This is a genomic window from Chromobacterium subtsugae, assembly GCF_001676875.1.
Lineage (GTDB): Bacteria > Pseudomonadota > Gammaproteobacteria > Burkholderiales > Chromobacteriaceae > Chromobacterium > Chromobacterium subtsugae.
Genome location: NZ_JYKA01000006.1, coordinates 150,686 through 173,087 on the forward strand (window position 1 = coordinate 150,686; position 22,402 = coordinate 173,087).

Sequence of the window (22,402 nt, forward strand, 5' to 3'; positions counted from 1 at the left end):
AGGGAGGCATCATGAAACGCGCAATCATATTAATCCTCGACTCGCTGGGCATAGGCGCGGCGGCCGACGCGCCGAAGTTCGGCGATGCAGGCAGCAACACGCTGGGGCATATCGCGATGGAGGCGGCCGCCGGCCGCGCCGACATCGGCCGCTGCGGTCCGCTGAATCTGCCCAATCTGTCCAAGATGGGCCTGGGCCACGCCTGCCAGCTGTCGTCCGGCTATTTCCCGGAAGGGATGGACCCGGCGGCGCCGCTGGCGGCCTACGGCTACGCCCGCGAAATCTCCAGCGGCAAGGACACCCCGTCCGGCCACTGGGAGATCGCCGGCGTGCCGGTGTTGTTCGACTGGGGCTATTTCTCCGACCACGACGACAGCTTCCCGCAGCAACTGCTGGACGCCATCGTCGAGAAGGCCGGCCTGCCGGGCTATCTGGGCAATTGCCACGCCTCCGGCACCGAGATCCTGGACCGCCTGGGCGAGGAGCACATGAAGACCGGCAAGCCGATCTTCTATACCTCGGCCGATTCGGTGTTCCAGATCGCCTGCCACGAAGAAACCTATGGCCTCGAGCGCTTGTACGAGCTGTGCAAGATCACCCGCGAGCTGTTGGAGCCTTACAATATCGGCCGCGTGATCGCCCGGCCCTTCGTCGGCGAAGGCAAGGGCAAGTTCGCCCGCACCGGCAACCGCAAGGATCTGGCGGTCGAGCCGCCGGCGGCCACGGTGCTGCAGAAGCTGGCCGACGCCGGCGGCGATGTGGTGTCGATCGGCAAGATCGCCGACATCTACGCCCACGTCGGCATCACCCACAAGCACAAGGCCACCGGCTTTGACCAATTGTGGGACGCCACGCTGACGGCGATGGACCAGCATCAGGACAAGCCGGCCATCATCATGGCCAACTTCGTCGATTTCGACTCCAGCTACGGCCATCGCCGCAATACCGCCGGCTACGCCGCGGCATTGGAGGAGTTCGACGCGCGCCTGCCCGAAGTGATGGCCGCGATGGGCGACGACGACATCCTGATCCTGTCCGCCGACCACGGCTGCGACCCCACCTGGCCGGGCACCGACCACACCCGCGAGCATATCCCGGTGCTGTGCTACGGCAAGAAGGTGAAGGCGGGCGCCATCGGCGAGCGCGCTACCTTCGCCGACATCGGCCAGAGCGTCGCCGCCCACCTGGGCCTGCCCAGGATGGACTACGGCGCGTCCTTCCTGGACTGATCGCCTGCATCCGGGCCGCCCAGGCGGCCCGGCGTCCCATTTTTCCGCCCGCGATGCCGGGCGGACCTGACACATCGAAAAAAGAGGAGACCTTCCATGGCAACCCCGCATATCAACGCCAAAGACGGCGCTTTCGCCGAAACCGTACTGATGCCGGGCGACCCGCTGCGCGCCCAGCTGATCGCCGAAACCTTCCTGGAAGGCGCGGAGCTGGTCACCAACGTGCGCAACGTGTTCGGCTACACCGGCACCTACAAGGGCAAGCGCCTGTCGGTGATGGCGCACGGCATGGGCATCCCGTCCGCCAGCATCTACACCACCGAGCTGGTGAAGGACTACGGCGTCAAGAACATCATCCGCATCGGCTCCTGCGGCGCGGTGACGCCGGACATCAAGCTGCGCGAGCTGTTCGTCGCCATGGGCGCGTCCACCGACAGCAAGGTCAACCGCATGCGCTTCAACGACCATGACTACGCCGCCATCGCCGACTACACGCTGCTGCGCACCGTGGTGGACACCGCCGCCGAGCAGGGCAAGAAGATCACCGTCGGCAACGTGTTCTCCGCCGACCTGTTCTACGGCGTGCAGCCCAACATGCTGGACGTGCTGTCCAAGATGCAGGTCAACGTGATCGAAATGGAGCTGGCCGGCATCTACAGCGTGGCCGCCCAGTACGGCGCGCGCGCGGTCGGCATTCTGACCGTGTCCGACATTATCCCGACCGGCGAGGCTACCAGCGCGGAGGAGCGCCAGACCTCGTTCCGCGACATGATGGAAGTGGCGCTGGATGCCGCCATCAAGCTGTAAGTCGCTGATTTTGCAGTGAAACAGGCGCGGTAAGCTTGCCGGTCCCGCGCCTGTTCGCGCTTGGCGCGACAGGGTGTCTCATTACCGCACACGATTTATCGTGCACTGCACAAAAACTGCTTGCCTAATCCCGATGGGATACCGATAATCGGTATTGCATCAGGGCGTTACGCACTGTGGCGCTCCTGGTGTTGTCTCCTCCATCCTCCTTCCAAGGTGGAACTTGGCGCAACACGCAGCAGCGTTGCGCTTTTTTTTTGCCGCTTTTCCCGCCTGGATTCCGTCGTTTCCCGCCTGCTGGAAATCTGTTGTGTCACAAGGGTTTGACAGCTACCCGGCCACTGCACTAGAATCCGTAACTTTCAAGAATTACGATGGAAGAGTTCCATGAAGACCTTTTCTGCCAAGCCGCATGAGGTAAAGCGCGAATGGTACGTGGTCGACGCCGCCGATAAGGTGCTGGGTCGCCTTGCTGCCGAAATCGCCCGCCGCCTGCGTGGCAAACACAAGCCGGAATTCACTCCTCACGTTGACACCGGCGATTTCATCGTCGTGGTGAACGTCGAGAAGCTGCGCGTTACCGGTACCAAAGCTCTGGACAAAAAGTACTACCGTCACTCCGGTTACCCGGGCGGTATCTACGAGCGCACCTTCACCGAACTGCAAAACCAGTTCCCGGAGCGCGTTCTGGAAAAAGCCGTTAAGGGCATGCTGCCGAAGGGTCCGCTGGGTTACGCCATGATCAAGAAGCTCAAGGTGTACTCTGGTTCCGAGCATCCGCACTCCGCCCAACAGCCCAAAGTGCTGGAAATCTGATTTTAAGGCATAACAATGAACGGTAAATACTACTACGGCACCGGCCGTCGCAAGAGCTCCGTTGCTCGCGTGTTCATGCAAAAGGGTTCCGGCCAGATCATCGTTAACGGCAAGCCGGTTGACGAGTATTTTGCCCGCGAAACCGGTCGCATGGTTATCCGCCAGCCGCTGGTCCTGACCGAAAACCTCGAATCCTTCGACATCAAGGTGAACGTGGTTGGCGGTGGTGAAACCGGCCAAGCCGGCGCGATCCGCCACGGCATCACCCGCGCCCTGATCGACTTCGACGCAGTTCTGAAGCCGGCTCTGTCGGCCGCTGGCTACGTGACCCGCGACGCTCGTGAAGTTGAGCGTAAGAAGGTCGGCCTGCGCAAAGCACGCCGCGCCAAGCAGTTCTCCAAGCGTTAATTCGCCGGATACTGCTTCCGCAAAAAACCGCCTGGCTTCGGCCCGGCGGTTTTTTCGTTTTTGCGGCGCGCAATGCTTGCGGCCGCGGTCCGCGCTGCCTAAACTGTCGCCTTTGCGACATTTTTTTATGTAAAGGGCTGGCCATGGTCAAGGTTGGTATCGTTGGAGGCACCGGTTACACCGGGGTGGAGTTGCTGCGCTTGCTGGCCAAGCATCCGCAGGCCAGGGTGACGGCGGTCACCTCGCGCAAGGACGCGGGCATCCGCGTCGACGAGATGTTCCCCAGCCTGCGCGGCCGAATCGACCTGGCCTTCTCCACGCCGGACGAGGCTCGCCTGAGCGAATGCGACGTGGTGTTCTTCGCCACGCCCAACGGCATCGCGATGCAGGAGGCGGCGGCGCTGCTGGACGCCGGCGTGCGGGTGATAGACCTGGCGGCCGATTTCCGCATCCAGAACGTGTCCGAGTGGGAAAAATGGTACGGCATGCCGCATGCCGCGCCGCAACTGGTGGAGCAGGCGGTTTACGGCCTGCCGGAAGTCAACCGCGCCGCAATCCGCTCGGCCCGCTTGGTGGCCAATCCGGGCTGCTACCCGACCGCGGTGCAGCTGGGCTTCCTGCCCTTGCTGGAGGCCGGAGCGGTGGACGCGTCCAGCCTGATCGCCGATTGCAAGTCGGGCGTGTCCGGCGCCGGGCGCAAGGGCGAGATCGGCGCCTTGCTGGCGGAGGCCGGCGATTCCTTCAAGGCCTATGGCGTGGCCGGCCACCGTCACCTGCCGGAAATCCGCCAGGGCTTGGCCCGGGCGACGGGCAAGCCGGCCGGACTGACCTTCGTTCCGCACCTGACGCCGATGATACGCGGCATCCACGCCACGCTGTACGCGCGCCTGAGCAAGGATGTGGATCTGCAGCAACTGTTCGAAAACCGCTACGCCGGCGAAGCCTTCGTCGACGTGCTGCCGGCCGGCAGCCACCCGGAGACGCGCTCGGTGCGCGGCGCCAATCTGTGCCGCATCGCCGTGCACAGGCCGCAGGGCGGCGATACCGTAGTCGTGCTGTCGGTGATAGACAATCTGGTCAAGGGCGCGGCCGGCCAGGCGGTGCAGAACATGAACCTGATGTTCGGCCTGCCGGAGCAGGACGGCCTGGACGTGGTGCCCTTGATGCCGTAAGGCGGAGATTCCGCTAGCGGGGCATTCGCCATTCATGATGGCCAGTCGCGGGAGTTGAGCGGGGGACGCCGCGAGGCATCCATCCGACAACAATCGCGGCCCAGGGCTTGAAGGCTCGCCATCCGCCCCGATATCCGACTAAAATAGTGGGCGAATGGCCGCGACCGGCCTGATTGAATTGCGAGGTTACACATGACAGAAGCTGCTACCGAAATGCCGTGCCCGATCAACTTCACCGACAGCGCCTGCGCCAAGGTGCAGGACCTGATCGCCGAAGAGGGCAATCCCGACCTGAAGCTGCGCGTTTTCGTCACCGGCGGCGGCTGCTCAGGCTTCCAGTACGGGTTCACATTCGATGAGATCGCCAACGAGGACGATACCGCCATCGAGCGCCAGGGCGTGACCTTCCTGGTGGATCCGATGAGCTACCAGTACCTGGTCGGCGCCGAGATCGACTACCAGGAAAGCCTGGAAGGCTCTCAATTCGTGATCCGCAACCCGAACGCCACCACCACTTGTGGTTGTGGTTCTTCGTTCTCGGTGTGATACTGGACCCATGGTAAGAACCAGGCCCGGGCACTTGCCCGGGCCTTTTTGCTGGAATCCCGTACATGAACAAGCTGCCGCCGGTGGTATTGCCCAAGATCGAATTCAACCGCGAGTTCGCCTTCAGCGACGCCGACTTCGAACGCATACGCAAGCTGATTTACAAGGAAGCGGGCATCGCCCTCAATCCGTCCAAGAAGGACATGGTCTACGGCCGGCTGGTGCGCCGCATCCGCGAACTGAAACTGCCGGGTTTCGCCGCCTACGTCGATTTTCTGGAATCGGCCGGCGGCAAGCGCGAGTTCGAGCAGTTCGTCAACGCGCTGACCACCAACCTGACCTTCTTCTTCCGCGAGGAGCACCATTTCCCCATCCTGTCCGAGCATCTGAAGAAAAAGGCGGCGGCCAGCGGCGAATTGTCGATCTGGTGCGCGGCGGCTTCCACCGGGGAAGAGCCATACTCGCTGGCCATCACCGCGCTGGAGGCTTTCCCGGGCATGACCAAGCCCAATATCAGCGTGCTGGCCACCGACCTGGATACCAGCGTGCTGGAAACCGGCCGCAAGGGCATTTATCCGGCCGACAAGATCGCTCGCCTGCCGGCCGGGCACGCGGTCAAGTATTTCGACAAGCTGCCGGACGGCAGCTATCAGGCCAAGCCGGCGCTGCGCAATATGATCACCTTCCAGCGGCTGAACCTGGTGGAGGGCAACTGGTCGGTGAAGAAGCAGTTCGACGCCATCTTCTGCCGCAACGTGATGATCTACTTCGACCGCGACACCCAGTTCGGCGTGCTCAAGCGCTTCGCGCCGCTGTTGAAGCCGGACGGCCTGCTGTTTGTCGGCCACTCGGAAAACTTTTATTTCGCTTCCGACTATTTCCATCTGCGCGGCAAGACGGTTTACGAGCACGCGAAAAAGTAGGCATTTGTCCGACAAAACAGTCGCCGCCGCCGGCGATTGCCATTAACATCACGTCTTGAACGGGCAAGCCAGTCTTGCCCGTTGTCTTGTCGGATGGAGGCAGAATGCGAGTGGCGGTACTCGGGGCCGGCGTGGTGGGGGTGTCCACCGCCTGGTTCCTGGCCAGGATGGGGCATGAGGTGGTGGTGCTGGAGCGCGCCTGCGGCGCGGCCCGGGAGACCAGTTTCGCCAACGGCGGCCAGTTGTCGGTCAGCCAGTCGGAGCCGTGGGCCAACCCGCGCGCGCCCTGGCAGGTGCTGCGCTGGCTGTGGCGCGATGATGCGCCGCTATTGTTCCGGCCGCGGCTGGACCCGTCGCAATGGCGCTGGGCCGCCGACTTCCTGCGCGAATGCCTGCCCGGACGCCATCTGGCCAATATGCGGCAGATGGTGGCGCTGGGCCTCTACAGCCGCGACGCCATGCGCCAGTTGCGCGACGAGACCGATATTTCCTACCGCCGCCTGTCGCGCGGCATTCTCAGCCTGCACTACGATGCCAGCCAATTGCGCCGCGCCGAGCGCAGCGCCGCGCATTTGCAGGCGCTGGGCGTCGACAAGCGGGTGCTGTCCCCAGGCCAGTTGCTGGCGTTGGAGCCGGCGCTGGAGCCGGTGCTGCCGCAGCTGGCCGGCGCCAGCTGGTGCCCGGACGACGAGTCGGGCGACGTGCATCTGTTCACCCGCGGCCTGGCCGAGGCCGCCGCCGGCCTGGGAGTGGAGTTTCGCTACAATACCCGGATCAACGCGCTGGAGACCGCCGACGGCGCGGTGGCCGCGGTGTCGGTGACGGGGCCGGACGGCAGCTACCAGCAAGTGAAGGCCGACGCCTATGTGCTGGCGCTGGGCAGCCATTCGCCGCTGCTGGCGGCGCCGGCGGGCCTGAGGCTGCCGATCTACCCGGCCAAGGGTTATTCGGCGACCGTGCCGGTGAAAAGCCTGGTGGCGGCGCCGATGGTCAGCATCACCGACGAAGCCTGCAAGCTGGTGTTCAGCCGGCTGGGCAATGAGTTGCGCATCGCCGGCACCGCCGAACTGGCCGGCTATTCCAGCAGCCTCAATCCGGTGCGCTGCCAGGCGCTGATCCGCCGCGGCCGCGCGCTGTTTCCCGATGCCTGCGACTGGGACGCCGCGCGCTTCTGGAGCGGCCTCAGGCCGGCGACGCCGGGCAATGTGCCGCTGATAGGCAAGAGCGCGCTGGACGGGCTGTATCTGAACACCGGCCATGGCACGCTGGGCTGGACCGAGGGCGCGGGCTCGGGCCGGGCGCTGGCGGAAATCATCAGCGGCAAGCGGCCGCGGCTGGATTTCGCCTTTTGCGGCCTGTAAGATCCGCGGCAGGCGGAAAGCTTTGAATGAATGAGAGCCGGTCTATGCGCCGGCCTGTGGAGCGTGAATGAGCGAAGTGCAGGAAATGACGCCGTACCAGTTGCTGGGCGGCGAGGGGGTGGTGCGTTGGCTGTGCGACCGTTTCTACCAGATCATGGACAGCGAGCCGGCGGTGGCGCCGCTGCGCGCCATGCATCCGGCCGATCTGGCCGGCTCCAGCCAGAAGCTGTTCATGTTCCTGTCCGGCTGGCTGGGCGGCCCCGCGCTCTACATGGAGGCCTTCGGCCATCCGCGTTTGCGCATGCGCCACATGCCGTTCGCCGTGGATGAGGCGGCGCGCGACCAATGGATGTGGTGCATGAGCCGGGCGGTGGATGAGCTGGTGGCGGAGGATTGGCTGAAGCAAAAGCTGCTGGAGGCGTTCTACAATACCGCCGATTTCATGCGTAATCAGTAAGATTCAAGATAGGCTTGAAGTCGGCGCGGCCTTGTCCATGATTAAAGTATCCGTACGCGGAGTCTGGACATGGGGCGCCGTCTGTTGTTGCTGCTTGCCTTGGGATGCCAGAGCGCCTGGGGGGCGTGTTTGCCGCAGGCGCTGATGTGCGCGTCGCCGCGCGACGCCGCCGTCCAGAAGCAGGATCTCGACCCCAAGGGCTTTCAGCTTGGCCCGATCCGCTTCGAGAGCGATCCGGCCAGCCAGACGCTGCGGCTGACGCCGGCGATGGACTTGGGCAAGCACACCCATCTGTCGGTGCGCATGCACCACAAGGATGTCGGCCTGAGGCTGAAATTCAATACCGACTGAGCCGCCGCCGACTCAATGCGGCCGGTGGCCGCGTTCGATCTCCACGCCCACACGCTTCACGCCGGGAAGGATGCCGAGCTTGGTGACGGCAACCCGGACCCAGGGCGCGCCGAATTCCTCGCGCACCAGCTTGGCGATATGCTCCGCCAGCGCCTCGATCAGCAGGAAGTGCTGTTCTGCCAGCGATTTGCGCAGCCGCTCCACCACTACGCCGTAATGGATGGTATCGCCGATATTGTCGCTATGGCAGGGTGTGTCGCTGGGAATGCCGATTTCCAGGTCGATCTCGATGGTCTGTGCGGCTTTGCGCTCCCAGTCGTACACGCCGATCACGGTGTCGGCGCGCACTTCGCGCAGGAATATGATGTCCATCTGTCTGTCAGGTGGTTGGGCTTTGTCGCCCGATACCGTAAAATCCGAAGCCTCCTATTCTAATCTAACGGATACTCCTCCACCATGACCACGACAGCATTTGCTTTTGTCATTGCGGCCTATCTGATCGGTTCGCTGTCTTTCGCCGTGATCGTCAGCAAGGCTATGGGCATGGCCGACCCGCGCAGCTACGGCTCGGGCAACCCGGGCGCCACCAATGTGCTGCGCACCGGCAAAAAACTGGCGGCCGCGCTGACGCTGCTGGGCGACGGCGCCAAGGGCTGGCTGGCGGTGGCGCTGGCCAACTGGCTGGGGCCGCGCTACGGCCTGGGCGAGCAGGGCATTGCGCTGTGCGCGCTGGCGGTGCTGTTCGGCCACATGTGGCCGGTGTTCTTCGGCTTCAAGGGCGGCAAGGGCGTGGCCACCGCGGTGGGCATCCTGCTGGGCATCAATGTCTGGCTGGCGCTGGCGGCGCTGGCCACCTGGCTGTTCATGGCCTTCGTGGTGAAGATTTCTTCATTGTCGGCCATCATCGCCTGCGTGCTGGTGCCGGTGTACGCCTTTTTCATCCTGGGGCCGCACAGCGTGTTCTTCGGCACCTGCATCATCATCGCCATCGTGGTGGTCCACCGCCACAAATCCAACCTGATCAAGCTGATGACCGGTCAGGAAGACAAGATCGGCAACAAGGGCGACGCCGGCTGAGCCGCGCGTCGTGCATGAAAAAAGCCGTCCTCCAGGACGGCTTTTTGTTTGTCCGGCGCGGCTCAGCGGAAGCCGCTGGCGAAGCGCTCCCAGCGCGGCATCCAGTTGGCGGTGATGTCGGCGGAGGCGATCACGCCGACGGCGCGGCCGATCAGCAGATGGCGCGGCACCATGCCGAAGTAGCGCGAGTCGGCGCTGTCGTCGCGGTTGTCGCCCAGCATCAGGTATTGGCCGGCCGGCACGGTAATGGGGCCGAAGCTGCTGCGGGCGTCGACGCCGGACAGCCATTGCACGCGGTGCGCCGGCAGCACGCCGCTTTCTTCGGCGCGCAGCGCCGGCAGCGCGGTGTCGGCGGCGACGTTTTCCATCAGCCGCTGCAGCGGCTGGTAATGGGCGCTGCGGCCGTTGATCCACAGTTCCTCGTCGCGCATCTCGACCACGTCGCCGGGCAGCGCGACCAGCCGCTTGATCAGCCGGGTGCCGTCCTTGGGAGACGAGAAGGTGACGATGTCGCCGCGCCGCGGCTCGCCCAGCGGGTGGATGACGATGTTGGAGAGCGGCAGCTTGAGGTCGTAGGCCAGGCGGTTGACCAGCACCACGTCGCCTTCCAGCAGCGTGGGGCGCATCGAGGCCGAGGGAATCGGATTCCAGTCGGCCACCGCGGTGCGGAACAGGCCGAATACCAGCAGGAACACCAGGAAACCACGATTGTTGCGCAGCCAGTTCTTCATGACAGTCCTTGTGTAGGGAAAGGGAGTTAGCCGTCGGACAGCGCGCGGATATGGGCGGCGACGCTGCGTCCCAGCGCCGACAAGTCATAGCCGCCCTCCAGCACCGACACCACGCGGCCGGCGCAGTACTGGTCGGCGATCTGCATCAGATGCCGGGTCACCCATTCGTAGTCGGATTCGACCAGGCCGAGCGAACCCATGTCGTCCTCGCGGTGGGCGTCGAAACCGGCGGAAATGAACAGCATCTGAGGCTGGAAGTCGTGCAGCAGCGGCAGCCAGACGTTTTCCACCGCCTCGCGGAACTCGCGGCCGCCGCTGCCGGCTTTCAGCGGCACGTTGTGCATGTTCGGCCCGCTGGGCTCGTCGCCGCAATAGGGGTAGAACGGGTGCTGGAAGATGGACACCATCAGCACGCGCGGATCGTCGTGCAGGATTTCCTCGGTGCCGTTGCCGTGGTGGACGTCGAAATCCACCACCGCCACCCGCTCGAACTTGTAGTGCGTCAGCGCGTGGGTGACGCCGACGGCGATGTTGTTGAAGAAGCAGAAACCCATCGCCTTGTCGCTTTCGGCGTGGTGGCCGGGCGGGCGCACCGCGCAGAAGGCGTTGGCCGCCTTGTCCTCGGCCACCAGCTCCACCGCCTTGACCACGGCGCCGGCGGCGCGGCGGGCCGCTTGCAGCGTGCCGGGCGACATCGCGGTGTCCGGGTCCATGCGGAAGGTGCCGACGCTGGGGGCGCAGGCCTCCAGGTATTCGACATAGCGCGGCGGGTGCACGCGGGCCAGTTGCTCGTAGGTGGCTTCCGGCGCCTCCACTTCCTGCAGGCTGTCGTAGATCTGCGAGGCCATCAGCTGGTCGCGGATGGCGGTCAGCCTTTCCGGACATTCGGGGTGGCCCGCCCCCATATTGTGCTGCAGGCAGTCGGCATGGGTGACGTAGGCGGTCAGGCCATTGCGCTGCAAGCGGTTTTTCAGCCAAGTGAACACGAACGCTCCCTGCGTGCTTACAATGAAATATCGTTTATCTATTTTTGATAAATACTGCGCGCAAGCGGGGGCAAATGCAATCACTCTCCCAGGCCTATCGGCAACTGAACACACTGATTCTGGGCAAGCCGCAGGCGCTGAGGCTGGCTTTCGCCTGTTTGATCGCCCGCGGCCACCTGCTGATCGAGGATGTGCCAGGCGTCGGCAAGACCACGCTGGCGCACGGGCTGGCCACGGTGCTGGGCCTCGACTACCGCCGGGTGCAGTTCACCAGCGACCTGCTGCCGGCCGATATCCTGGGCGTCAGCATTTACCAGCGCGACAGCGGCCGCTTCGAACTGCACAAGGGGCCGGTGTTCACCCAGGTGCTGCTGGCCGACGAAATCAACCGCGCTTCGCCCAAGGTGCAGTCGGCGCTGCTGGAGGCGATGGAGGAGCGCCAGGCGTCGATAGACGGCGACACCCACGCGTTGCCGTCGCCGTTCTTCGTCATCGCCACCCAGAACCCGGGCGAGCAGATGGGTACCTTTCCGCTGCCCGAATCGCAGCTGGACCGTTTCCTGATGCGCATTTCGCTGGGTTACCCGCCGCGGGAGGCCGAGCGCGCGCTGCTGATGGGCGAGGACAGGCGCAGCCTGCTGGAACGCTTCCAGGCGGTGATGAAGCCCGACGAATTGCTGGCGCTGCAGCGCAAGGCCGCGGCGGTGGTGGTGAGTCCGGCGCTGGCGGAGTATCTGCTGGCGCTGTTGGAGGCCACGCGGCAGTCCGGCGTGTTCGCCACCGGACTCAGTCCGCGCGCCGGCCAGGCGCTGGCGGCCGCCGCGCGCGGCTGGGCGCTGCTGGCGGGGCGCGACCATCTGCTGCCGGAAGACGTGAAGGCGGTGTTCCTGCCGGTGGCGGCGCATCGGCTGCAGGCCGCGGCCGGCGGCGTGGAGCGGGAACTGGAGCGGCTGCTGACCCATGTCGCCATTCCGTGAGCGCCTGCGGCGCTGGCTGCTGGCCAGGCTGCCGCTGGAGGAGCGCTGCGAGCTGTCCCAGCGCCGCATCTACCTATTGCCCACCCGCTTCGGCCTGCTGCTGCTGGCGGTGGCGCTGGCGGTGTGGGTGGGGGCGCTCAACTACCAGGTAAGCCTCGCTTACGCGCTGGCGTTCTGGATCGTCAGCCTGGTGTTGGTGGCGGTGCTGATGGCCTATCGCCAGCTGTCCGGCCTGAGGCTGCGGGCGGAGCCGGGCGCCGCGGTGTTCGCCGGCGACGCCGCCCGCTTCCGCCTGTTGCTGGACAACCCGTCGCCGCTGCAGCGGCAATTGCAGGCTTATGTCCAGCAGCCTGGCGCGCCAAGATTGCCCTGCACGCTGGATGCGATGGCGAGCGGCTGCGTGGAGCTGGAACTGCGCGCCGACAGCCGCGGCTGGCTGGCGCTGCCGGCCTGCGTGGTGGCGAGCGAGGCGCCTTTCGGCCTGATCCGCGCCTGGGCGGTGCTGCGGCTGCAGGCGCGGCTGCTGGTGTATCCGGCGCCGCTGCCGGACGCGGCGAGCGGCGTCAGCGAAGGCGAGGGCGGGGAAGGCAGGGAAAGCCTGCCCGACGGCGACGATTTCTCCCATCTGGACGCATACCGCCATGGCGACACGCCGCGCCGGATCGCCTGGAAAGTTCTGGCCCAGCGGGATGTGCTGGCCAGCAAGCGCTTCGCCGGCGAGGGCGGGGGCGAATTGATGCTGCTGCGATGGAGCGATTACGCCCTGGAGCCCGATGCCGAGCGGCGCTTGTCGCGGCTGGCCTGGCGGGTGGAGCGTTGCGAGCGCCGCCGCCAGCCTTACCGGCTGTGCCTGCCGGGCGGCGAGATCGGCCCGCAGCCGCGCCAGCGCGAGCAGGCGCTGAGCGCGCTGGCGCTGTATGGAGAGCGGCCATGACGCCGGAGGCGGCGGGCGAGCGCCGCTGGCCGGCGCTGCTGGCGCTGGCCTGGTGCGCGCTGCCGCTGGCCTGGCACTTGCCGCCGTGGCTACTGGCGCTATTCTGGCTGGCGCTGGCCGGCCGGGCCTGGCTGGAGGCGGGAGGGCGCGGCTTGCCGTCGCGCTGGCTGTTGCTGCCGGTTCTGCTGGCTGCTGTCGCGGTGTTGTGGCTCAGCCTGCGCACGCTGGTGGGGCGGGAGGGGGGCGTCGCGCTGCTGGCCTTGCTGATCGCGTTCAAGGCTTTCGAAACCGCCAGCCTGCGCGACTGGCGGGTGCTGCTGGCGCTGGGCTTCTTCCTGGCGGCGATGCCGCTGTTGTTCGACCAGTCGCCGCTGATGGCTGGCTGGCTGGTGGCCTGCCTGTTGCTGCTGACCTGGGCCACCGCGGCGCTGGCCGGCCAATTGCCGCGCGGCAGCTGGCGCAGCGCCGCGCAGGCGCTGCTGTTGTCGCTGCCGATGATGCTGGTGCTGTTCGTGGTGATGCCCAGGCTGCCGGAGCCGTTGTGGAGCATGCCGGGCCAGGAGGGCGCGGCCGCCAGCGGCTTGGGCGACAGCATGGCGCCCGGCAGCATCAGCCAGCTCATCCTCAATCGCGAGCCGGCGTTTTCGGCGGTGTTCGCCGGCGCCGCGCCGCCGCAGGACCAGCTGTATTGGCGGGTGATGCTGCTGGATGATTTCGACGGCCGGCGCTGGCTGAATGTCGGCGGCGAGCGCGGCGAATCCTTGCCGCCAGCGCTGGGCCGCCGGGTGGCGTACAGCCTGACGCTGAAACCGGACCGGGGCCGGCTGCCGGCGCTTGATCTGCCGCAGCAGGCCGGCGGCGACAGTCATCTGGAGGCCGGCGGGCTGTTGCGCCAGGACGAGAAACGGGACGAGTTGGCCCGCTACGCGCTGGCCAGCAGCCTGGGAGGGCGTTATCCGGCTGCCTTGTCGGCCGCCAGCCAGGCGTTCTACCGGCGCTTGCCGCCGGGCAATCCGCGCAGCCGGGCATTGGCGCAGCGGCTGGCGCGCCAGGCCGGCGGCGAGCGGGCTTTCGCCGGCGAGGCGCTGCAATATCTGCGGCTGGGCGGCTTCCGTTACACCTTGAGGCCGCCGCTGTTGGGAGAGCAGGCGGTGGACCAGTTCCTGTTCGATACCCGGCAAGGTTTTTGCGAGCACTATGCCTCGGCGTTCGCCTTTCTCGCCCGCGTGGCCGGCATCCCGGCCCGGGTGGTGGTCGGCTATCAGGGCGGCGAATACAACCCGGTGGGGCGCTTCTGGCAGGTGCGTTCGTCCGACGCCCACGCCTGGGTGGAAATCTGGCTGTCAGATACTGGCGAATGGCAGCGGGTGGATCCCACCGCCGCGGTGTCGCCGGCGCGGGTGGAGCAGGCCGCGGAGCAGGCGCTGCCCGGGCTGAGCGGCGGAGCGGGAGTTTCGGCCATCTTGCCGCCGGGCTGGCTGCGCAGCTGGCGCCTGCAATGGACGGCTGTCAATTTCGCCTGGCAGCAGTGGGTGGTGGGTTACGACGCCAGCCGGCAGCAGCGGCTGTTCCAGCGCTTGGGCCTGGGCGCGCGGGTGGATGCCGGCAGCGTGGCGCGGGGGGTGTCCGCGGGCATGCTGCTGGCGACGCTGCCCTTGCTGCTGTGGTGGCGCAGGCGTCCGGCGCAGGCGCCGATGGCGGAGGGCTGGCGTCTGATACGGGCTGGGTTGGCGCGGCGGCAAATTCCGACCACGGCCGCGCAGGGACCGTTGGAGGTGCTGAAGGCGGCGCGGGGACTGCCGCTGGACGATTACCGCGGGCTGAAGCGGCTGGTCGACGACTACATGGCGCTGCGCTATCGCCGCAGCGAGCCGGATGCGGCGGAGGAGCGGCGCTGGCTGCGGCGGGCGCGGCGCTGGAAATGACAAAGCCCGGCAGGGCCGGGCTTAAGCGGATGGAGCGGGTGCGGCTCAGAGCAGGAAGTCGCGCGAGATGCCCTTGCGGCGCAGGATGCGGCGCAGTTGCTCCAGGCCTTCGATCTGGATTTGCCGGACGCGCTCGCGGGTCAGGCTGAGCGAGGCGGCCAGTTCCTCCAGCGTGCAGATCTCGTAGCCGTTGAGCCCGTAGCGCCGCTCTATCACCAGCCGCTGTTTCTCGTTGAGCTGGCTCAGCCAGTCGTGGACGAACATTTCCAGCTGGTTGTTGTGCAGCTGCAGCTCCGGCTCTTCGTGCTGCTCGTCCGGGATGGATTCGCCGATCGACAGCATCGGATCGATGTCCAGCGGCGCGTCCAGCGAAGCCATGCGCTCGTTGAGGTTCATCACCTTGCGCACATCCTCCACCGGCTTGCCGACCAGGTGGGCGATCTCCTCTATGCTGGGCTCGCGGCCGATCTGGCTTTCCAGATGGCGCGAAGCGCGCAGATAGACGTTCAGCTCCTTGATCACGTGCACCGGCAGGCGGATGGTGCGCGACTGGTTCATGATCGCGCGTTCGATGCTCTGGCGTATCCACCAGGTGGCGTAGGTGGAGAAGCGGAAGCCGCGCTCGGGGTCGAATTTCTCCAGCGCGTGCATCAGGCCGATATTGCCTTCCTCGATCAGGTCGAGCAGGGCCAGCCCGCGGTTGATGTAATGCTTGGCGATGTTCACCACCAGCCGCAGGTTGTGCTCGATCATCTTCTGTCGGGCTTCGAACTCGCCGGCCACCACCCTGCGCGCCAGCGCCAGTTCTTCCTGCGGGGTCAGCAGCGCGTTGTTGCCGATGTCGTTCAGATAAATCTGGGTGACGTCGGCGACCACGTCTTCGAAGACCGCGGTGCTTTCCGCGGCTTCTTCCGCTTCCGTTTCGGCGGCGGCTTCCTCGCCGCCTTCCTCGTCGAGAAGTTCGTTCTCGTCCAGGATATCCATTTCGTTGCTCATCTCTCTACCCCCGTCGCTGTCTTGTCCCGACGGGGGCGGAGCCTACCCGTTCAGGACTTGTGTTCAAGGTACTGCATCGGGTCCACCGGCTTGCCGAAACGGCGGATCTCGAAGTGCAGCTTGACTTGGTCGGCATCGGAATTGCCCATTTCGGCAATCTTCTGCCCTTTCTTGACAGACTGTCCTTCCTTTACCAGCAGCTGGCTGTTATGCGCATACGCTGACAGGAAGGTCTTATTGTGTTTGATGATGATCAGCTTGCCATAGCCGCGAAGCCCGGCGCCGCTGTACACCACCTTGCCATCACCTGCGGCGAGCACCGGCTGGCCCATGCGGCCGGCGATTTCCACGCCTTTATTGCTGTCCGAGTAGCCTTTCGACACCTTGCCCTCGGTAGGCCACCCCCAAGCCACCGCGTCTTCGTCGGCCTTGGCGGCCGGCGCGCTGGCATCCTTGGCGGGAGCCGGCGCGATGACCGCCGCGCTGGCTTCCGGCTTTTTGCCGGGCGCCGGCGCCGCGGCGGAGCCGGACGCCTGAGCGTTGTTCTTGCCGACCTGGCGTCCCTCGCTCTGAGCCGCCAGTTCTTTCGCCGCGTCGCTGCCGTATGGCAGCTTCAAGGCTTTGGGATAGGCCTTGACCGCGCCTGCGCCGGCAGCGGACTGCCCGGCGGCCGGACTCGTCGCGACCGTGACCGGCGCCGTGCCGGCTGCGGCGCTTGGCATCGAGCCGCCCGGCGGCGTCAGCCGCAGCACCTGGCCGACCTTGATGCCGGTGTCCGGCAGATTGTTCCAGGCGGCCACGTCCTTGTACTTCAAGCCATGGTTCAGCGATATGCGGAACAGGTTGTCGCCGGGTTTCACCACATAAGTCTGCTCGCCGGCGGCTGCCGCGCCGCTGTCCACCGGCTGCACGGCCAGGCTGCCCTGGTCCCGGTACGGGGTGGCGACAGTATTGCCCGTCGTCGCGGCCGGAACCGCCGGCGCGGTTTGCGCCGGTTTGCTCTGGCCCACTGGGGCGGGCGCGGCGCTTTCCACCGGCGCGGCCTGTTGCACCATGCTGCTGCAACCGGCCAATCCGGCCCCCAGCGCGGCAACTAATATATACGCATACCTGCAATGCATTTTTAGCATGTTTTTTTGTTGAAACGTTGAATAAGAGTTTTGCTTGATTGTCTGACAGCGATAGTGTTGCGTTTTTGCAGTTTCAACTACGCCCATTCAGCAGCGGAACGAATTTCACCGGGTCGAGCTTGGTTTTCTGCACGCCCTGCGAGGTTTTTTCCAGCAGCCACAAATGCTGCTCGGTTTCGCCCAGCGGCAGTACCATCCGGCCGCCTTCGGCCAGTTGGTCGACCAGCGCGCCGGGTATGCTCCGCGCCGCGGCCGCGACGATGATGCCGTCGAACGGCGCGGCTTCGGGCAGGCCGGCGTTGCCGTCGCCATGCACCAGGCGGGCGTTGACCAGCTTGGAGGCGCGAAGATTGCGTCTGGCTTGGTCAAGAATCGCGGCCAGTCGTTCCATCGAATACACCTCGGCGCCGGTTTTCAGCAGCACCGCGGCCTGGTAGCCGCAACCGGTGCCGATTTCCAGGATTTTCCCCGGCTGGCGCCCTTGCAGCAGCAACTCCGTCATCCTGGCCACGGTCAGCGGCTGGGAGATGGTCTGGCCATGGCCGATGGGCAGCGACACGTCGTCGTAGGCGCGGGTGGCCAGCGCCTGGTCGACGAACAGGTGGCGCGGCACCTCGTGCATGGCCTTGAGTACTCTTTCGTCGCTGATGCCATTCTGGCGCAGGCGGTCGGTCATGCGCCGGCGGGTGCGCTCGGAAAGCATGCCGTATGCCTGGCCGTTCTGTGTCAGCGGTGAAGCCATGTGGAAATCCTGTCCAGTTGCCCGAAGGCGGTCAAATCGAGCATCAGCGGGGTGATCGAAGCCTGGGAGGCCGCGACGCAGCCGAAATCGGTGCCCGCGGCGGCATCCTGCACCGCGCCCACCGGTCCCACCCAGTATATCGTCTCTCCGCGCGGATTCTGAGATTTGATTGCCGGCTGCGCGGCATGGCGGCGGCCCAGACGCGTCACGGACAAGGGACCCAACGCGTCCTCCGGCACATCCGGCACATTGACGTTGAGCAGCACCGGTTGCTGGAAGGGCTGTTCCAGGCAGCGCTCCACCAGTTGCGCCACCACTTTGCCGGCGGTGGAAAAATGCCGGCCGCTATAGCCGGCCAGCGAGACGGCGATGGAGGGAATGCCCAGCATGAAGCCTTCGGTGGCGGCGGCGACGGTGCCGGAGTACAGCGTGTCGTCGCCCATATTGGGGCCGTTGTTGATGCCGCTGAACACCATGTCCGGCTTGAAGTCGAGCATGCCGGTCACGGCCAGGTGGACGCAGTCGGTGGGGGTGCCATTGACGTAGTGGAAGCCGTTGGCGGCGGTGCGGACGGTCAGCGGCCGGTCCAGCGTCAGCGAGTTGCTGGCGCCGCTGCGGTCGCGCTCGGGGGCCACCACCACCACTTCGCCGTAACGCGAGAGCGTGGCGGCCAGCATGGCCAGGCCGGGAGCGGAATAACCGTCATCGTTGCTGAGCAGAAACTTCATACTGTCTTTCCGTTGATATCGCATGATTGTAGCGCCGCCGGGATGACAGCGAATAGGGCCGCCGCGGCGTCGGGCCGTAAAAAAGCCCGCTGCGCGCGGGCTTCTTGGCCTGTGTCAGGCGTAGTAGCGCTGGCTGAATTCCAGCATGCGCTCGATGGGCACCCGGGCGGCGTCCATCTGCGCCGGCGTCAGATAGTCGATCTCCAGACCCTGGCCCTGCTGCGCGCGCTTGACCGCCTCGATGGTGTTCATCTTCATGTACGGACAGGAGTTGCACTGGCAGCCGGCGTAGATCGGCGCCTGGCGCAGGTCGAGGTCGGGGCGGGCCAGGCCCATGTTGTACAGGATGCCGTCTTCGGTGGCGACGAAGATCACCGCCTTGGCGTCGCCCTGGTAGGCCTTCACCCAGTTGAGCATGCCGGAGGTGGAGCCGACGTAGTCGGCTTTCTTCAGCACCGGCAGCGGGCTTTCCGGGTGGGCGATCAGGTATTTCTCGCCGGGCACGGCCTCGAAGGCCTCGTTCAGCGCGGCTTCGTTGAACTTGTCGTGGACCTCGCACACCGCCGACCACAGCGGCATGTCGTAGCCGTACTGGTCGTTCAGGTAGCCGCCCATGTTGCGGTCGGGCGAGAAGATGACTTTCTTACCTTCGGCGTACAGGTGGGCGATGATGTCGTCGACGTTGCGGCTGGTGACGATCCAGTCGGACACGGCTTTGTGTTCGGCGCTGGAGTTGATGTAGGACACGTGGACGTGGTCCGGGTAGCGCTTGCGCCACTGCGTCAGCTCCGCCACGTCGGTCTGGGTGACCAGCGAGCAGGTGGAGCCGGCGTCCGGCAGGATCACCGTGGCTTGCGGATTCAGGATCTTGGCGGTTTCGGCCATGAAGCGCACGCCGGCGAACACGATGATGTCGGCTTGGGCTTCCTTGGCGTACAACGATAATTCCAGGCTGTCTCCCACCTTGTCCGCCATCTGCTGGATTTCGGGCTGGGTGTAATAATGAGCGAGGGTGACGACGCGTTTCGTCATGGTTGAGTCGGCTCCTGCCTGACCGGGCGCGCGGGCCGCGGCGGCTGAATGGTGCAACGCAACAAGGTTTGTTGCGGAATAGTAAAGATTAGCAATATTGTAAAGTCTGCGCTACTGGCTGGGCGCGGCGGCGGGGAAAATCGTCGCTGCCTGTGACATGAAATGCATTTGTCCGCCGCTTGCCCAAAGTCAATATGACGAAAAGATTTAGCCCGCATGATCAAGGCCGGCCGCGCTGCCGCGCCGCGCGGGCCCGGGATCGCGTAAGCTGGCGCTCGGAGCGGCTGCCCGAGCGCGCCGGCGCCGATAGACATTGTTTCCGAGGATGAACGCGCATGAGGCCACATTATCTGACCCCGCTGTTTTCTCCGCGCACCGTGGCCGTGGTGGGCGCCAGCGACCGTCCCGGCTCGATCGGCCAGGCGGTGTTCGCCAATCTGCTGGCCAGTTCCTTCCAGGGCAAGCTGTTTCCGGTCAACCTCAATCATAAGGTGGTGGGGGGCATTCCGGCGGTGGCTTCGGTGCGGCAGATAGACGAGCCGGTGGAGCTGGCGGTGGTGGTGACCGCCATCCGCTCCTTGCCCGCCATCGTCAAGGACTGCGGCAAGAAGGGCGTCAAGGCGGTGCTGCTGGCCAAGGAGTTTTCCGACAGCGAGCAGCTGGAGCAGGAGCTGATCAACGAGGCGCTGTCCATCGCCCGCCATTTCGGCATCCGCATCCTGGGGCCGAATGTGCTGGGCCTGATGCGGCCGGTGGCGGGTTTCAACGCCAGCAATTACAGCGGCAAGGTGCGGCCGGGCAATCTGGCGCTGGTGTCGGAGTCGTCGGCGCTGTGCGCGGCGATGCTGGACTGGGCCGATAGCAAGGAAATCGGCTTTTCCAGCGTGATTTCGCTGGGCGGCGCGCTGGATGTCGGTTTCGGCGAAATTCTCGATTACCTGGTGGCCGACAACGCCACCCAGGGGATTTTGTTGCATGTGCACCACATTCACGACGCGCGCCGCTTCATGTCGGCGCTGCGCGCCGCCGCCCGCACCAAACCGGTGGTGGTGATCAAGTCGGGCCGCTTCGAGAGCGATGCCCGCGGCCTGACTCATTCCAGCAATCTGGTGGCCAGCGGCGAAGTCTTCGACGCGGCGCTGGCCCGCGCCGGCGTGCTCAGGGTGTCGTCGATCGCCCAGCTGTTCACCGCCGCCAAGGTGCTGGCCGCCAATTACCGCGTCGGCGGCAAGCGGCTGGCCATCGTCACCAACGGCTTCGGCCCCGGCATGCTGGCGGCCGACAGCGCCGTCGATTACGGCGTGGAGCTGGCGAAGCTGGGCGAGGGCACCGTCAAGCTGCTGGACAGCGTGCTGCCGCGCAACTGGTCGCGCGGCAATCCGCTGGACATCATCGGCGACGCCAGCCCGATGCGTTTTCGCACCGCGGTCAAGGCCTGCGTCGACGACTCCGGCGTCGACGGCGTGATGGTGATCTTCACGCCGCAGGCCGGCACCGACCACCTGACCACCGCGCAGCTGATGATAGGCCTGCAGCGCGAGACCACCAAGCCGCTGTTCCTGTCCTGGCTGGGCGACGCCAAGGTGTCGGAAAGCCGCGAACTGTTCTCCAAGGCCAAGTGCGCGCATTTTCGCGCGCCGGAATACGGCATCGAGGTGTTCCGCCACCTGGCGGCCTACCAGCACAACCAGCAGTTGCTGCTGCAGACGCCGGGGCCGCTGGAGGGCAAGCGCTCCGGACCGGACGCGGCGGCGGCGCGCAAGGTGATAGACAGAGCGCTGGCCGAAGGCCGCAACATCCTGTCCGAGCGCGAATCCAAGCAGGTGCTGGCGGCCTTCCGCATCCCGGTCAATCCCACCACGCTGGCGCGCAACGCCGACGAGGCGGTGAAGCAGGCCGACAAGATAGGCTATCCGGTGGTGCTGAAGATCGATTCGCCGGACATCATCTATAAGTCCGACGTCGGCGGGGTGGAGCTCAACATCAGCAACGAGGCCACGCTGCGGGCGGCGTTCGACGCCATCCTGTCGCGGACCCGCCAGGCGCGGCCGGACGCGCGCATCGACGGCATCTCGGTGCAGCCGATGCGAAAGCGCCGCTTCGCCCGCGAAGTGATGGTGGGCGTGGCGCACGACATCGCCTTCGGCCCGGTGATCGCCTTCGGCGCCGGCGGCATCGCGGTGGAGGTGATGCGCGATCTGGCGTTGGCGCTGCCGCCGCTCAACGACTACCTGGTCGACAATATGGTGGCGCAGACTCGCATCGGCGAGCTGCTGGGGCCGTTCAAGAACCTGCCGCCGGTGGACCTGGACGAATTGCGCCACGTGCTGCTGCAGGTGTCGGAAATGGTGTGCGAGCTGCCGCAGCTGCGGGAAATGGACATCAACCCGCTGGTGGCCGACGAGAAAGGCGTGATCGCGCTGGATGCGCGCATCTTCGTCGAGCCGGCGCGCGCCGACCTCAAGCGCTACGGCCATATGGCCATCATGCCTTACCCTTCGCACATGGTGATCTGCGCCAAACTGTCCGACGGCACGCCGGTGATGATACGGCCGATCCGGCCGGAGGACGCCGACATGCAGCAGGCCTTCGTGCGCAATTTGTCGGAGGAAAGCCGCTACAACCGCTACCTGTCGAGCATCAAGCAGCTGTCGCAGAGCATGCTGGTCCGCTTCACCCAGCTGGATTACGACCGCGAGATGGCGCTGGCGATGACGCGCGACGACCAGGGTGCCGAGCAGATGCTGGCGGTGGCGCGCTTCATCACCGATCCGGACAACGAAGCCTGCGAGTTCGCGCTGGAAGTGGCCGACGACTGGCAGGGGCGCGGCATAGGCAATCTGTTGATGCAGGCCTTGTTCGACGCGGCGCGCGAGCAGGGGCTGAAGATCATGCGCGGCGAGGTGCTGGCGGGCAACAAGGGCATGCTGAAACTGATGCATAAACTGGGATTTAGCATCGAGGCCCACCCCGAAGACCGGGCGCTGAGCCTGGTGCTGAAGACGCTGCAATAGGCTGGCGGAACAGGGACTTGCATTAAGCGCTTGCAAGATAAGGGAAATCTGCCCTAAAAT

At 65.6% G+C, this 22,402-nt stretch carries 23 protein-coding genes; 15 read left to right on the plus strand and 8 right to left on the minus strand.

Going from position 1 to position 22,402, the window contains the following annotated elements:
* Nucleotides 1-11: 11 nt before the first annotated feature.
* The 10 genes from MY55_RS10145 (at nt 12) to MY55_RS10190 (ending at nt 8,070) form a co-directional block, all read left to right on the plus strand.
* Nucleotides 12-1,229 (plus strand): phosphopentomutase, encoded by a 1,218-nt coding sequence (locus MY55_RS10145; RefSeq protein WP_065202324.1) that lies wholly within the window; start codon nt 12-14, stop codon nt 1,227-1,229.
* 96 nt (nt 1,230-1,325) lie between these two features.
* Nucleotides 1,326-2,036 (plus strand): purine-nucleoside phosphorylase, encoded by a 711-nt coding sequence (gene deoD, locus MY55_RS10150; protein WP_043576588.1) that lies wholly within the window; start codon nt 1,326-1,328, stop codon nt 2,034-2,036.
* A 387-nt stretch (nt 2,037-2,423) separates the two neighbouring features.
* Nucleotides 2,424-2,852 carry a 50S ribosomal protein L13 gene (gene rplM, locus MY55_RS10155; RefSeq protein ID WP_043576584.1) on the plus strand — a complete coding sequence of 143 codons (429 nt, stop codon included), beginning with the start codon at nt 2,424-2,426 and terminating at the stop codon, nt 2,850-2,852.
* Nucleotides 2,853-2,867: 15 nt separating this feature from the next.
* Nucleotides 2,868-3,260, plus strand: a complete 393-nt coding sequence (gene rpsI / locus MY55_RS10160; protein ID WP_043576582.1) for a 30S ribosomal protein S9 — start codon at nt 2,868-2,870, stop codon at nt 3,258-3,260.
* Nucleotides 3,261-3,403: 143 nt separating this feature from the next.
* A complete protein-coding gene (argC, locus tag MY55_RS10165) occupies nt 3,404-4,432 on the plus strand; it encodes an N-acetyl-gamma-glutamyl-phosphate reductase (RefSeq protein WP_047237085.1) in 1,029 nt (342 codons plus the stop codon).
* Between the two features lie 213 nt (nt 4,433-4,645).
* Nucleotides 4,646-4,978: an iron-sulfur cluster insertion protein ErpA gene (gene erpA / locus MY55_RS10170; RefSeq protein ID WP_369816066.1), complete on the plus strand. Its 333-nt coding sequence runs from the start codon at nt 4,646-4,648 to the stop codon at nt 4,976-4,978.
* Nucleotides 4,979-5,043: 65 nt separating this feature from the next.
* Nucleotides 5,044-5,901, plus strand: a complete 858-nt coding sequence (locus MY55_RS10175; protein WP_043576574.1) for a CheR family methyltransferase — start codon at nt 5,044-5,046, stop codon at nt 5,899-5,901.
* A 104-nt stretch (nt 5,902-6,005) separates the two neighbouring features.
* A complete protein-coding gene (locus tag MY55_RS10180) occupies nt 6,006-7,262 on the plus strand; it encodes a D-amino acid dehydrogenase (protein WP_065202325.1) in 1,257 nt (418 codons plus the stop codon).
* Between the two features lie 67 nt (nt 7,263-7,329).
* Entirely contained in the window at nt 7,330-7,719 is a 390-nt protein-coding gene (locus MY55_RS10185) for a group II truncated hemoglobin (RefSeq protein ID WP_172670387.1), read from the plus strand.
* 69 nt (nt 7,720-7,788) lie between these two features.
* On the plus strand, nt 7,789-8,070 hold the full coding sequence (locus MY55_RS10190) for a hypothetical protein (protein ID WP_047237083.1): 282 nt from the start codon (nt 7,789-7,791) through the stop codon (nt 8,068-8,070).
* Between the two features lie 12 nt (nt 8,071-8,082).
* On the opposite strand, the gene folB is transcribed toward MY55_RS10190, so the two are convergent.
* Complete coding sequence (gene folB, locus MY55_RS10195) at nt 8,083-8,442, minus strand: dihydroneopterin aldolase (RefSeq protein ID WP_043576567.1); 360 nt, start codon at nt 8,440-8,442, stop codon at nt 8,083-8,085.
* Between the two features lie 84 nt (nt 8,443-8,526).
* On the opposite strand from folB, the gene plsY reads away from it, so the two are divergent.
* Nucleotides 8,527-9,147 (plus strand): glycerol-3-phosphate 1-O-acyltransferase PlsY, encoded by a 621-nt coding sequence (gene plsY, locus MY55_RS10200; protein ID WP_043576564.1) that lies wholly within the window; start codon nt 8,527-8,529, stop codon nt 9,145-9,147.
* 62 nt (nt 9,148-9,209) lie between these two features.
* Here the strand turns inward: plsY and lepB are convergent, their stop codons facing one another.
* Together lepB and MY55_RS10210 are read right to left on the minus strand one after the other, a co-directional pair.
* The gene (gene lepB, locus MY55_RS10205) at nt 9,210-9,878 is read right to left on the minus strand and encodes a signal peptidase I (RefSeq protein ID WP_043576561.1); all 669 of its coding nucleotides are present in this window, start codon (nt 9,876-9,878) and stop codon (nt 9,210-9,212) included.
* Between the two features lie 26 nt (nt 9,879-9,904).
* Complete coding sequence (locus MY55_RS10210; protein ID WP_065202326.1) at nt 9,905-10,864, minus strand: histone deacetylase family protein; 960 nt, start codon at nt 10,862-10,864, stop codon at nt 9,905-9,907.
* 74 nt (nt 10,865-10,938) lie between these two features.
* Between MY55_RS10210 and MY55_RS10215 the strand changes: the two genes are divergently transcribed.
* From MY55_RS10215 to MY55_RS10225, 3 genes are read left to right on the plus strand one after another with little or no spacing between them, the layout of a single operon-like run.
* Complete coding sequence (locus MY55_RS10215) at nt 10,939-11,841, plus strand: AAA family ATPase (RefSeq protein WP_043576556.1); 903 nt, start codon at nt 10,939-10,941, stop codon at nt 11,839-11,841.
* Nucleotides 11,825-12,775: a DUF58 domain-containing protein gene (locus tag MY55_RS10220; RefSeq protein WP_065202327.1), complete on the plus strand. Its 951-nt coding sequence runs from the start codon at nt 11,825-11,827 to the stop codon at nt 12,773-12,775. The genes MY55_RS10215 and MY55_RS10220 overlap by 17 nt, the downstream gene beginning before the upstream one ends.
* The gene (locus tag MY55_RS10225; RefSeq protein WP_065202328.1) at nt 12,772-14,700 is read left to right on the plus strand and encodes a transglutaminase TgpA family protein; all 1,929 of its coding nucleotides are present in this window, start codon (nt 12,772-12,774) and stop codon (nt 14,698-14,700) included. Before MY55_RS10220 ends, MY55_RS10225 begins: the two co-directional genes overlap by 4 nt.
* A gap of 45 nt (nt 14,701-14,745) precedes the next feature.
* Here MY55_RS10225 and rpoS read toward each other — a convergent pair whose 3' ends face one another.
* The 5 genes from rpoS to nadA form a co-directional block, all read right to left on the minus strand.
* A complete protein-coding gene (gene rpoS, locus MY55_RS10230) occupies nt 14,746-15,696 on the minus strand; it encodes an RNA polymerase sigma factor RpoS (protein ID WP_043576550.1) in 951 nt (316 codons plus the stop codon).
* Between the two features lie 50 nt (nt 15,697-15,746).
* Complete coding sequence (locus MY55_RS10235; protein WP_081284668.1) at nt 15,747-16,751, minus strand: peptidoglycan DD-metalloendopeptidase family protein; 1,005 nt, start codon at nt 16,749-16,751, stop codon at nt 15,747-15,749.
* Between the two features lie 148 nt (nt 16,752-16,899).
* Nucleotides 16,900-17,568: a protein-L-isoaspartate(D-aspartate) O-methyltransferase gene (locus MY55_RS10240; RefSeq protein WP_043576548.1), complete on the minus strand. Its 669-nt coding sequence runs from the start codon at nt 17,566-17,568 to the stop codon at nt 16,900-16,902.
* On the minus strand, nt 17,553-18,296 hold the full coding sequence (gene surE, locus MY55_RS10245; RefSeq protein ID WP_043576546.1) for a 5'/3'-nucleotidase SurE: 744 nt from the start codon (nt 18,294-18,296) through the stop codon (nt 17,553-17,555). The genes MY55_RS10240 and surE overlap by 16 nt, the downstream gene beginning before the upstream one ends.
* A 114-nt stretch (nt 18,297-18,410) precedes the next feature.
* A complete protein-coding gene (gene nadA / locus MY55_RS10250) occupies nt 18,411-19,328 on the minus strand; it encodes a quinolinate synthase NadA (protein ID WP_043576544.1) in 918 nt (305 codons plus the stop codon).
* 335 nt (nt 19,329-19,663) lie between these two features.
* Between nadA and MY55_RS10255 the strand changes: the two genes are divergently transcribed.
* A complete protein-coding gene (locus MY55_RS10255) occupies nt 19,664-22,342 on the plus strand; it encodes a bifunctional acetate--CoA ligase family protein/GNAT family N-acetyltransferase (protein ID WP_043576542.1) in 2,679 nt (892 codons plus the stop codon).
* Nucleotides 22,343-22,402: the final 60 nt, after the last annotated feature.